The 12,534-nt window shown below is 42.5% G+C and carries 9 protein-coding genes and 1 pseudogene; 8 read left to right on the forward strand and 2 right to left on the reverse strand.

The genetic code is table 11. The features are described from left to right. Positions 1–387 precede the first annotated feature (387 nt). Both JX304_RS02650 and JX304_RS02655 read right to left on the reverse strand, forming a co-directional pair. Positions 388–1,353 (reverse strand): LacI family DNA-binding transcriptional regulator, encoded by a 966-nt coding sequence (locus tag JX304_RS02650; RefSeq protein WP_205011143.1) that lies wholly within the window; start codon positions 1,351–1,353, stop codon positions 388–390. Continuing rightward, complete coding sequence (locus JX304_RS02655) at positions 1,334–2,788, reverse strand: sucrose-6-phosphate hydrolase (RefSeq protein ID WP_205011144.1); 1,455 nt, start codon at positions 2,786–2,788, stop codon at positions 1,334–1,336. The genes JX304_RS02650 and JX304_RS02655 overlap by 20 nt, the downstream gene beginning before the upstream one ends. 375 nt (positions 2,789–3,163) lie before the next feature. Between JX304_RS02655 and JX304_RS02660 the strand changes: the two genes are divergently transcribed. The 8 genes and pseudogenes from JX304_RS02660 (at position 3,164) to JX304_RS02695 (ending at position 12,449) form a co-directional block, all read left to right on the forward strand. Next, positions 3,164–5,107, forward strand: a complete 1,944-nt coding sequence (locus JX304_RS02660; protein WP_205011145.1) for a sucrose-specific PTS transporter subunit IIBC — start codon at positions 3,164–3,166, stop codon at positions 5,105–5,107. Between the two features lie 159 nt (positions 5,108–5,266). Then, positions 5,267–6,166: a fructokinase ScrK gene (gene scrK / locus JX304_RS02665; RefSeq protein WP_205011146.1), complete on the forward strand. Its 900-nt coding sequence runs from the start codon at positions 5,267–5,269 to the stop codon at positions 6,164–6,166. 95 nt (positions 6,167–6,261) lie between these two features. Then, positions 6,262–6,677, forward strand: a pseudogene (locus JX304_RS02670) (peptide deformylase). 287 nt (positions 6,678–6,964) lie between these two features. Further along, the gene (locus JX304_RS02675) at positions 6,965–7,411 is read left to right on the forward strand and encodes a MarR family winged helix-turn-helix transcriptional regulator (protein ID WP_205011147.1); all 447 of its coding nucleotides are present in this window, start codon (positions 6,965–6,967) and stop codon (positions 7,409–7,411) included. Further along, positions 7,408–9,210 (forward strand): ABC transporter ATP-binding protein, encoded by a 1,803-nt coding sequence (locus JX304_RS02680; protein ID WP_205011148.1) that lies wholly within the window; start codon positions 7,408–7,410, stop codon positions 9,208–9,210. Before JX304_RS02675 ends, JX304_RS02680 begins: the two co-directional genes overlap by 4 nt. Then, positions 9,203–10,963, forward strand: a complete 1,761-nt coding sequence (locus JX304_RS02685; protein ID WP_205011149.1) for an ABC transporter ATP-binding protein — start codon at positions 9,203–9,205, stop codon at positions 10,961–10,963. Before JX304_RS02680 ends, JX304_RS02685 begins: the two co-directional genes overlap by 8 nt. Before the next feature lie 260 nt (positions 10,964–11,223). Further along, complete coding sequence (locus JX304_RS02690) at positions 11,224–11,739, forward strand: phosphatase PAP2 family protein (RefSeq protein ID WP_205011150.1); 516 nt, start codon at positions 11,224–11,226, stop codon at positions 11,737–11,739. Between the two features lie 83 nt (positions 11,740–11,822). After that, positions 11,823–12,449, forward strand: a complete 627-nt coding sequence (locus JX304_RS02695) for a GNAT family N-acetyltransferase (protein WP_205011151.1) — start codon at positions 11,823–11,825, stop codon at positions 12,447–12,449. The last annotated feature ends 85 nt before the right edge of the window (positions 12,450–12,534 follow it).

The following is a 12,534-nucleotide window of genomic DNA, read 5'->3' on the forward strand; positions in this document are numbered from 1 at the left end:
TTGTCTGTCATTTTCAATCTAAACATAGATTATGAAATAAAAGGATGACTTATATTCCAAAAGAAAGTGCAGGTTAACACTGATCCATTACACAAAATAGAGTGTGGGACAGGAATCGGTCATTCGTTAGAATTCGATTTCATCGTCACCTCCGCACAGTTGAGTAAAGCTGTAAAAGCTGATGAAATCAGCCTAGTAGAGCTCACTCAACCACTGCGTCTTGCTCGACACTCCAAAAACAATTAAGAGGCTAGGACTTTTGTCCCAGCCTCATTTTCCTAAAAATTGTATCAATCTTAATTTAAAAATTTACGATAAAAAATAAAAGACTGGGCAAACGCGTGTCCAGCCTTTGAAAATTGAGAGAAGGAACTATATAGCAAGGGATTAGACGCTGTTGCCGGAATGAAGTTTAACCGGTAAGAAATAGCCTGTCGTTGCAACGGTTTGGCCGTCGATTTTTTGAAGCAAGAGGTCTACTGTCAAGACTGCGATCTCTTTGATCGGTTGTTGGATGGTTGTAAGCTCTGGAATATAGGTTTGGACGAACTGGGTGCCATCATAACCAACCACTTTAAGTTGTTGAGGAACTGGAATTTCCAGCTCTTTAGCGATTTTCATGATCAGGATCGCTGTCAAATCATCGGAGGCAAAGATAGCATCTGGTTTTTGCTGGGTTAAAATTTGTTTGATTTCCATTTCCTTGCGAATGGGCGAGAAATCACTGGAAACATTAATAATCATGGACTCAGGTAAAACCGATGCAAAGCCTGCGTGACGCAAACCTGTTGGGGAGTTGGAGTTGTCATTTCCTGTGATCATAATGATCTTTTTAGCACCACTTTTGACCAGGGTTTCTGCTGCTAAAACTCCACCAGCATAGTTATCAGAAGAGATAACTGGAATTTCTGGGGAAAGGTTGCGGTCAAAAGCAATGATCGGAGCAGTCACTTGGTTGTAATCCTCAATCCCTAAATTGTGACTTCCAGAAATGATACCATCTACCTGGTTGGCCTCCAACATCTCAATATATTCCCGTTCTTTTTCGGAATCATGTTCACTATTACAAATAATGGTCTTGTAGCCATGCTTGAAGAGTTGGTGTTCTAGGTGATCAATCAACTCTGCATAGAAAACATTGCTGATATTGGGAAAGATCAAACCAACTAATTTGGCTGATTTCCCTTGGAGGCTACGAGCAACATTGTTGGGCTTATAGCCCAGCTCTCGCATGGCTTCTTGGACTTTTTGTATGGTTTTTTCAGATAGGTATCCTTTTTTATTGATGACCCGTGAGACTGTAGTAGGGCTGACACCGGCGAGTTTGGCGACATCAGTTAGCTTTGCGACCATGATCAAGTTCATAGTAGGTTCCGGTAGGGTTTCCAGACTTGATCAAAATACCAGTTTGATCTGCATGTGGGTAGACCCGACCAGAAAATACTTTTTCTCCTTTATTGATAAAGATTTCAAAAATCGAATTGTCGATAAAAATAGTAGCAGTTGTAGCTTGGTTATCGATTGTGCAGCTGCGGCTAGTCCCAAAGTCTTGGGCATATTGCTCACCAGCCTGGCTACGATCGACTGTGACTAATCCTTTCGCTAGATCGAATGTGAGAACTAAGCCCTTTCCTTCTGGATCTGCAAAGAGGACGATCTCATTTTGGCTGTCTTTTTCAAATTGCAATTCCAATTCATAGCAATTCTTAGTTTGCGCCTTGTTGGCAACCGCTTCACTATCTGCCCGTAAGTTTTTGATGGCTTCAACTGGGTATTGGTAGAGCTTTCCGTCTTTGATGGTTACTTCTTTGACCAGTGAGAGTGCCCCTTGATAGTCATAGGAATCCGTTGGATAGGAAACATCTGGAAGACCAAGCCAGCTGACAGTATAGGCACGTCCATCAGGTGCATTGAATCCTTGAGTTGCATAGGCTTCAAAACCATAGTCTAGATTGTGCAATTCAGATACATCGACCATTTTAGCCTTTTCTGGATCAAAGCTTGCCCCAATCTTGTACATATTTGGGTAAATGTTTTCATAATCGCATACCGATTTGTCCAAGCCTTGAGGACAGTAGAGGAGAACTGGTTGATCCTCTACAAAGACCAGATTGGGACATTCCATCATGTAAGCTGTCCGGTCATTTGCAAAATCCAAGTCACCGACTTCAACCCAGTTGGTATAGTCGTTATCAACAGCCTTATAGAGGCGGATGAATCCTTTCTTCTCAAGGTCTTGGCCACCAACGATAGCGTAGTATTGACCTTTAAAATTAAAAATCTGTGGGTCACGGAAGTGATCAGTCGAATCAGCCGGTTGATCAATCAAGATTTTGTCAATTTTTTCGATCTTTCCTTCTTTATCCAACAAAGCACCGACTTGGTAGGGATGACGGACCCATTCTGCATCACGAACATTTCCAGTATAGAATAAGAATAGTTTGTCATCAAACTGCATGGCCGATCCAGAATAAGCGCCATGACTATCTAGTTCTGTGTTTGGAAAAAGGGTAACCCCGGTCTCTGTGAAATGAACCAAGTCATCGCTTTCTGTTTGTACCCATGATTTCAAACCATGAGCTGCTCCAAATGGAAAATTTTGGTAAAACAAGATCCATTTCCCATCAAAGTAGGAAAAACCATTAGGGTCGTTCAAGAGACCAGCCTTTGGCTCTACATGGTAGTGTGTATGCCAAGGAGATTTCGCCATGTTTTCTTGGATCGCTTGCTTTTCCTCTGTTGTCCAGTCTTCGTAACGTCGGTAACGACGTTCAGTTGTCCATTCCATTTTAGTCCTCCGAATTTTTTCTTACTTCCATAGTAACGATTTCCCATTAAAAATGCAAGCATTAAATGAAAAAAATGGCAAAAAATGTCAAACGATTGACATCTGATTTACCCCCTATTTAAAATAGGGAGGTGTGAAAATTTATGAAAAAATGAAAGAAAATGAAAGTAATAAATCTACATAAAGTGCATAAGAGCGTAATATATACACATTTTGGAATGAAAATAGTTTCATGTCGTCAAAAGGTGTCAAAAAGTCCAATATAGTTTCAAAAAAATTCTGCAAAACGGTTGACATATTTTCAATACGTGGTACAATTGAAAACGTAGAGACGGTTGAACCGTTTACATTACAAAATATAAGGAGATTTACTTTATGGATTACAATAAAGTAGCCAAAGAGGTTATCGAAGCAGTCGGTAAAGATAACCTTGTTGCGGCAGCACACTGTGCAACACGTCTACGTTTGGTATTGAAAGACGATAGCAAAGTTGATCAAGCAGCACTTGATAACAATGCAGATGTCAAAGGAACCTTCAAATCAGATGGTCAGTACCAAGTTATCATCGGACCTGGAGATGTAAACTTTGTTTATGAAGAGCTGATTAAAGCGACTGGTTTGAAAGAAGTATCAACAGACGATTTGAAACAAATCGCTGCAAAAGATAAGAAATTCAACCCATTGATGGCCTTGATCAAACTCTTGTCTGATATCTTCGTTCCAATCATTCCTGCCTTGGTTGCAGGTGGTCTCTTGATGGCTCTTCGAAACTTCTTGACTTCTGCTGGTTTGTTTGGACCAAAATCATTGGAAGAAATGTACCCAGCTATCAAGGGCCTTTCAGCAATGATCCAATTGATGTCTGCTGCACCATTTATGTTCTTGCCAATTTTAGTTGGTATTTCAGCGGCGAAACGTTTTGGAGCAAACATTTTCTTGGGTGCTGCGATCGGTATGATCATGACTACACCAGATCTTGGTGGGGCCACTAAATTCTGGGATATCTTTGGTTACAATGTAGCACAAACAAACTATGCTTATCAAGTTATTCCTGTTTTAGCAGCGATCTGGATTTTGGCACATTTGGAAAAATTCTTCCACAAGAAATTGCCATCTGCGGTTGACTTTACCTTTACTCCATTGCTTTCTGTGATGATTACTGGATTCCTTACCTTTACGGTTGTTGGGCCAGTGATGCTCTTGGTTTCAAACGGAATCACAGACGCTATTGTATGGTTGTACAACACAACAAGCTTTATCGGTATGACAGTCTTTGGTGGAACTTACTCATTGATCGTTATGACAGGTCTTCACCAATCATTCCCAGCTATCGAAACACAATTGCTTTCAGCATGGCAAAATGGTAGTGGTCATGGAGATTTCATCTTTGTCGTTGCATCAATGGCTAACGTAGCGCAAGGTGCTGCAACCTTTGCCATCTTGTTCTTGACGAAGAGCGAAAAAACCAAAGGTCTTGCATCTTCTGCAGGGGTGTCAGCCCTTCTTGGGATCACCGAACCAGCCCTCTTCGGGGTAAACTTGAAATACAAATTCCCATTCTTCTGTGCCCTTATCGGTTCAGCAGTTGGTGCCCTCTTTGCGGGTCTTCTCCAAGTCGTTGCTGTTTCACTTGGATCAGCAGGTTTCCTTGGATTCCTTTCAATCAATGCAACGTCAATCCCATTCTATCTCTTGTGTGAAGTGATTGCCTTTGCGGTAGCCTTTGCATTGACTTACTTCTACGGTAAGACAAAAGCATCAGCTGTGTTTGCCGCGGAAGGAAATGTAGCGACAGCAGAAACTTCTGAAAAAGCAGAAGCCAAAGAAGTTGCAGCTGCTTCAGAAGAAGTTGAAGCAACTTTGGCAGATGAAGTGATTGTAACACCTATCGTTGGTAGTACAGTAGCACTTGCTGATGTGAATGATCCTGTTTTCTCAAGTGGTGCGATGGGACAAGGAATTGCCATCAAACCAACTGAAGGCGTTGTCTATGCACCAGCTGATGCTGAAGTAACCATTGCTTTTGCAACTGGACATGCTTACGGTTTGAAAACAGCTAATGGTGCTGAAATCTTGATCCACGTTGGGATTGATACCGTATCAATGAACGGGGAAGGATTTGATCAAAAAGTAACTCAAGGTGATAAAGTGAAAGCTGGTGATATCCTTGGTACATTTGATGCAGCGAAAATCGCCGCAGCTGGTCTTGAAGACACAACTATGGTGATTGTTACTAACACAGCTGACTTTGCCTCTGTCACACCTGTTGCAACTGGATCTGTTGTGAAGGGTGATGCCATCATCGAAGTCAAAGCTTAATCAAATCAATAAGTTCTCAAGGACTGGTCAGATCATCTCCAGTCCTTGAATTTTATTTCTCAAGAAAGGTGTGTTTTTTCTTTAGAGAAGAGAAAAAGATTGACTACAAAATATGCTATAATAAATACAGGATATTTTTCATAATAAAAAGGAGCCAACATGACAAAATTATACGGAAGTTTGGAAGCTGGCGGTACAAAATTTGTTTGTGCGGTTGGTGATGAGAACTACAATGTAATTGAAAAAGTGCAATTTCCGACAACCAAGCCAATTGAGACTATTGACAAAACCATTGAATTTTTCTCAAAATTTGAAAACTTGGCTGGTTTAGCAATTGGATCATTCGGTCCGATTGATATTGATCCAAATTCGAACACATATGGTTTCATCACAACGACTCCAAAACCAAATTGGGCCAATGTAGATATTGTTGGAGGGATTCGTCGTGCTTTAAATGTGCCTATCTATTTCACGACAGACGTGAATAGCTCTGCCTATGGAGAAGTAGTCGCGCGTAATAATGCGGGTGGCCATATCGAAAACTTGGTTTACTATACAATCGGCACAGGAATCGGTGCTGGTGTCATCCAACGTGGTGAGTTTATCGGGGGTGCTGGACACCCAGAAATGGGTCACTACTATGTTGCCCAACACCCAATGGATGTAGAAAAAGAATTCAAGGGTGTTTGTCCTTTCCACAATGGTTGTTTGGAAGGTTTTGCGGCTGGACCAAGTCTCGAAGCTCGTACAGGGATTCGTGGGGAAAATATTGAACTCAACAGCAATGTATGGGATATTCAAGCCTACTACATTGCACAAGCAGCAGTAAATGCGACGGTTACCTTCCGCCCAGACGTCATTGTTTTTGGAGGAGGAGTCATGGCCCAACAACATATGCTGGATCGTGTGCGGACGAAATTTACAGCATTATTGAACGGTTACCTCCCTGTACCAGATGTGAGAGATTATATTGTGACACCTGCAGTTGCTGGCAATGGTTCAGCGACCTTGGGGAACTTTGTTCTTGCAAAAGAAGTGAGCGAGAAGCTTAAAAAATAAGAAGCAATTGTCTCTTAGAGGCTAGAAACAAGAGCGAGACCGAGACTGATTTGTCTCGGTTTCTTTCGTCTATCTAAAAAGAAGAGAGGGAAGGAATGAAAAAGAATATTGTAAAGGATGTCTTATTTTTGGGTCAAAAGTCAGAAGAAGCGACACCTGAGGATCGCACCTTGGCTTTGGATTTGCAGGACACCTTAAATGCTCATCTCCTTGAGTGTGTCGGTTTAGCGGCCAATATGATATGATCGGAGTGAAAAAGCGGGCGATTATCATTCGAATGGGAAATGAAAATCTGGTCATGTTTAATCCTGTTCTCCTTGAAAAGAAAAAGCCTTATCAAACAGAGGAAGGATGTTTATCTTTAGTGGGGAGTCGGCCAATAACTCGTTATGAGGAGATGACAGTGGCCTATCGAGATGTGAATTGGAAAGCAAAAACGATTCATTTGTCAGGTTTTCCAGCCCAGATCTGTCAGCACGAAATGGATCATCTAGAAGGTATTATTATCTAAAAGTGGACAGAGGCTGGGACAAAAGTCCTAGCCTCTTTTTGATGTTGGATTGTCGAGCAAGGCGCAGTGGTTGAGTGGGCTCTACTACGCTGATTTCATCAGCTTTTACAGCCCTACTCAACTGTGCGGAGGTGGGACTACGAAATCGAATTCTAACGAATGACCGATTTCTGTCCCACTCTCTTTTTAGTTCCTATAGAAACTTTTTTCTTGACAGGGATCTTTTTTGTGTTAAAATAGTTCCCATAGTAACTTTAAAGTTCTTAAGAGAACTATTTGGAGGAATGATGGATAAGCCTTTACAAGAATTTAAAAAAGTAGGTCATCTCATTCACCTTTTGGTGGAAAGAGAAGCTAAAAAGCGTGGGTTTGAATTTTTTGCAGGACCCCAAGGACAAGTTCTTGTCTTTTTATCCCATCGTGAAAAAGAGGGAAAAGTGACCTTGATTCGGGATATTGAACAAGAGCTTCATATTTCAAAATCAGTGGCCAGTAACCTAATCAAACGCATGGAGAGAAACGGATTTATCTATATTGAGCCAAGTCCGACAGATAAACGGGCCAAGTTTGTCTTCCTAGTAGACAGTGTGAAAGCCAATTTGAAGGATATGAAGCTATTCTTTGAAGAGGTAGACCAGAGTCTAGTAGCGGGTGTATCAGAAGAAGAATTGACAATCTTTTTCAAAGTCATGCAGCAATTTTATGAGAATATGAAAAAAAGGAGCAAGGAATGATCAATATATTTCGGCGGTTAACTGCCAAAGAATGGGGCATGATTGCCCTTAGTACGGTCTTTATCTGTCTGGCTGTTTGGATGGATTTAAAGACCCCTGAATACCTATTCGATATCACGACTCTCTTAGCAAAGAAGGGGACAAAAGTTTCTGACATTATGGAACCGGGGAGTAAGATGTTGCTCTTCTCCTTTGGAAGTTTTTTGATGGCTGTTTTTGTAGGCTTTCTAGCTTCACGAGTCGCTGCCAGCTTTACAACACGACTGCGAGGAGAGATTTTCCACCAAGTGATGGATTACTCTGATGCCGAGATCAAGAAATTTTCTGTGCCTTCTCTCTTGACACGGACGACCAATGATTTGACCCAGTTACAAATCATGATTGTCATGGGGATGCAGGTGGTGACGCGTGGTCCCATTATGGCCGTTTGGGCTTTGACCAAGATTTGGGGCAAGAGCAGTGCATGGACAACTTCTGTTGGTGTGGCGGTCTTAATCGTCTTGCTTCTTCTTTCTGTTCTAGTTCTGATTGCCTTCCCTCGCCAGCAAAAAGTGCAAGGCTTGACGGATGCCTTGAATGCCACAACACGGGAGAGTTTGACAGGAGTACGGGTGGTTCGCGCTTACAATGCGGAAACTTATCAAAATGAAAAATTCCAAGCTGAAAATAAGGGTTTAACCCGCCTCAATCTCTTTGTTTATCGCTTGATGTCTTTGATGAACCCGGTTATGACAGTGGTTTCAAGTGGCTTGACCCTAGCTATCTACTGGATCGGAGCCCACTTGATCAATGATATCGCTATGCCAAAAGATCCTACCAAGATCCTTACTAGTCCAGCTTTAGCGGATCGAACCAAGGTCTTCTCAGATATGATCACCTTCTCCTCATATGCCATGCAAGTTGTCATTGGCTTCATGATGATGGTGGCCATCTTGATTATCCTTCCTCGTGCCTTGGTATCTGCGAAACGGATTAACCAGGTGCTGGCATTGGATCCTTCTGTAGCCTTTCCAAGTGAATCAAAGACAAGAACCAATCTTGAAGGTACAGTAGAATTTCAAGATGTTTCCTTTCGGTATGGGCGGACTTCTCGTGCGGTGATGGAGCATGTGACCTTCTCAGCTCAGAAAGGACAAACTGTTGCTTTCATCGGGTCGACTGGTTCTGGGAAGTCCACTTTGGTCAATTTGATTCCGCGCTTTTACGATGCAACAGAAGGAAAGATTCTTGTAGATGGCCTCAATGTCAAGGACTATAGCCACCAAGATTTGAACAATAAAGTCGGCTACATTCCACAAAAACCAGTGCTCTTTAGCGGTACGATTCGCTCCAATATGGAATTTGGAGAAAGTAGTCAAGGAAAATTAGAAGATGAAGCCATCTGGAAGGCTCTTGAATTGGCCCAAGCCAAAGAGTTTGTGGCCACAAAAGAAAAGGGCTTGGATACAGAAGTAGCACAAGGAGGAACCAACTTCTCAGGTGGTCAACGGCAACGCTTGGCCATTGCACGCGCTCTGGCTCGCAAACCTGAGATCCTGATCTTTGATGATTCCTTCTCAGCCCTGGATTACAAAACGGATCGGATCCTTCGCCAAGCTTTGAAAGAAGAGCTGGCAGATACGACCAGATTGATCGTCGCCCAACGGATTTCGACCATTATGGATGCAGATTTGATCTTGGTCTTGGATCAAGGGAAGGTCGTTGGTCAAGGAACCCACAAGGAATTGCTTGAGACCAATGAAGTCTATCAAGAAATTGCCTATTCACAATTATCTAAGGAGGAGTTAGAACATGCATAAGACAAAGCAAACATCGTCCCTTTGGAGCCGACTTTCTCCTTATTTGAAGGGCTTCCACCTATTTTTTGGAATTGCCATCCTCTTTTCGATCGTATCGAGTGTAATCACGGTTATTGGACCAGATAAATTAAAAGAAATCACGGATACCATCACAAAAGGGATGGGAGGCGCCATTGATATTGACAAGATCACTTCGATTGCTCTGACCTTAGCCGTCCTTTATGGAGTAGGGGCCTTGGTCTCATACAGCAGTAGTTTTATTATCTCCACCATGATTCAGCGTTTCGCAGAACGCTTGCGCAATGCCATCGCTGAGAAGATCAATCGGGTACCCCTCCAATATTTTGATAGCCATGAACAAGGAGATACCTTGTCTCGTGTGACCAATGACGTGGATTTGATGACCCAATCCTTTAACCAAAGTTTGGTGCAAATGGTTTCTTCCATCGTCTTATTGGTTGGATCGATCTTTATGATGTTTAAGACGGATTGGCATCTTGCCCTGACAGCCATCCTCTCTGTTTTTGGAGGGTTTGGCTTATCTAGTATCATTATGGTCAAGAGCCAGCCTCTCTTTAAGCAACAGCAAGCCAACCTTGCCAAAGTTTCAGGCTATGTAGAAGAAATCTATAGTGGGCACAATGTGGTCATTTCCTATAATGGTCGTCATCAAGCCAAAGAGCAATTTGATGCCATCAACCAAGATTTGTACCATAGCATGTGGAAATCCCAATTCTTTTCTGGGATCATGATGCCCTTGATGCAATTTGTAGGGAACTTCGGCTATGTCATGGTCTGTATCGTTGGGGCTGTCCTTACTATCAACGGAGACATTACCATCGGGACCATTGTTGCCTTTATGACCTATGTCCGCATCTTTACCCAACCAATTGGGCAAATGGCCCAAGGAATTACCCAATTGCAATCAGCCAGTGCAGCCATGGGGCGGGTCTTTGAATTCTTAGGCGAAGAAGAAATGGAAGACGAATCTCAAAAAACGCGCCAGTTGGGAACACCGAAAGGGCATGTTAGCTTCGAGCATGTGCGCTTTGGTTACGCACCAGATAAGACCATTATTCATGACTTTACCGCTGAAGCGAAACCAGGACAGAAAGTGGCCATTGTTGGTCCGACAGGAGCAGGTAAGACGACTATGGTCAATCTCTTGATGCGTTTTTACGATATTCAAGCTGGTAAAATTGCTATCGATGGTGTGGATACCAAGGCCATGAGCCGCGAAGAAGTTCATGATGCCTTCTCCATGGTCTTACAAGATACCTGGCTCTTTGAGGGCACTATTCGGGAGAATCTGGTTTTCAATCAAACCGATATTTCCGATGAAGCCGTCGAAGCGGCAACACGGGCGGTTGGGGTCCATCACTTTATCCGGACCTTGCCGAATGGCTACGATACCGTGCTAGATGATTCGGTCACCTTATCTGTCGGTCAGAAGCAGCTCTTGACCATTGCGCGTGCCCTCTTGAAGGATGCTCCACTCCTCATCTTGGATGAAGCAACCTCATCTGTCGATACCCGTACAGAAGAGTTGATTCAAAAAGCCATGGACAAACTAATGGAAGGCCGGACCTCTTTTGTCATTGCCCATCGCTTGTCCACTATCCGCAATGCGGATTTGATTCTCGTGATGAAAGATGGAAATATTATCGAGCAAGGAAACCACCAAGAACTCATGAGCCAAAATGGCTTCTATGCTGATCTCTACAATAGCCAATTCACAGAAGAAGTAGCGTAAAACAAGATACAAAGGGCGTAGCATACAAACTGCAAAAATAGGATAGAAGTTCGTTTCGTGAACTTCTATCCTATTTTTTAGCAGAGAAATTGGAAAAGATGATTCTTAGATACAGAAAAATGACAAATCCTCAAAATTAGATGGATGAAAATGAGAAAAAGAAGAAAGAAACGATAAAAAAGAAGCCTGGCTTGACAGGTTTTCTTAGGATCGCGTATACTAGTAGGTACAAAAATGAGATGACAGACAGGAGTTCCAACATGAAGCCCAATCTTCAAGATTATCCGAAATTTTATCGTTGGCTAACCCTGCCTTTCACGAGAAAACCACATCGTGTGCAGGTTCTGCAAAGGATGAATCGAATCTTGACGTTCGCCATGCCAGGCATCTACGGCCTGGTCTTTTGTTGGCTGTTCTTAAAGAAAACTTCAATGGGAGGAATCTGGCCTTTTATCTGGATTCCTGCTACGGGCTTTGTCTTGTTTAGCATCTTTCGTCATTGGGTCAATGTTCCGAGACCTTATGAGAAGTGGGAGATTCAACCATTATTAGAAAAAAATTCATCCGGTCATTCCTTTCCTAGCCGACATGTATTTTCGGCGACCATTATCTCTATGTGTGTCTGTCAGTTGTCGCTTCCGTTTGGAATGTGCTCGATGCTCCTGTCTCTTTTATTAGCTCTTGTCCGAGTTATCGGAGGGGTTCACTATCCTAAGGATGTCCTCGTTGCTTGGGGGCTGGGACTCGCCTGGGGAGGCCTCTTTTTGCTGGTTTGAATGAATAAATTGTGGGAAATTGACCTTTGTCTAAGAGGGAGGGATAGTGTATACTGGAAAGTGGACTTAGAATAGGAGAGAAGATGAAGTACAGAAAAGCAAAAAAAGCAGATTTGGATCAGGTGGTTCGAGTAGCCAGTACAGCCTTTGAGGAGTATCTATTTTTAAAAGTCATCAAGGATTTGGTGCGTGATCCCAAGCAATACCCTGCCTTTGTTGAGGCAATGATGCGCATCTTGGTGAAGGTTTTTCTCAAGCACCATATTTGCCTTGTGGCAGAAAAGAACGATGAAATTTATGCAGTTGCCTTGTTGCAAAAGGGACCGATTCCTTTTCGGGCCTATCTCTTAAATGGGGGATTGGGCTTGCTCAAGTTTATTTCCTTGAAGAATATGTTGGCCTACTTTAAATTTATGGAGGACACTGATAAGGAATTGGAGCAAAATGTAGACTTTGATTGGTATTTGATGCTTCTCGCAGTGGCTCCCAAACACCAACGTCAGGGTTATGGCAGTCGCTTTATGACAGAAGGAATTGAGCCTTTCTTGGAAGAGATTAAAGGGGAAAAACTAGCCTTTTATACCAATACAAAGGGAAATGTCTATTTTTATACCAAAAATGGCTACAAGGAAGTCTACTCTAACGAGATTAGCTTTAACCAAGTAGAGATGGGGAGTTGGTATTTCTTGAAGGAGCTAAAAAAACACTGAGGTTACAACTGAACTGCACCCCAAAAGTTAGACAGAAAAAATCTAACTTTTGGGGTGTTTTATAATGAAATTAACTTATGAAGAT

It is taken from the genome of Streptococcus parasanguinis (assembly GCF_901875555.1).
GTDB lineage: Bacteria > Bacillota > Bacilli > Lactobacillales > Streptococcaceae > Streptococcus > Streptococcus parasanguinis_H.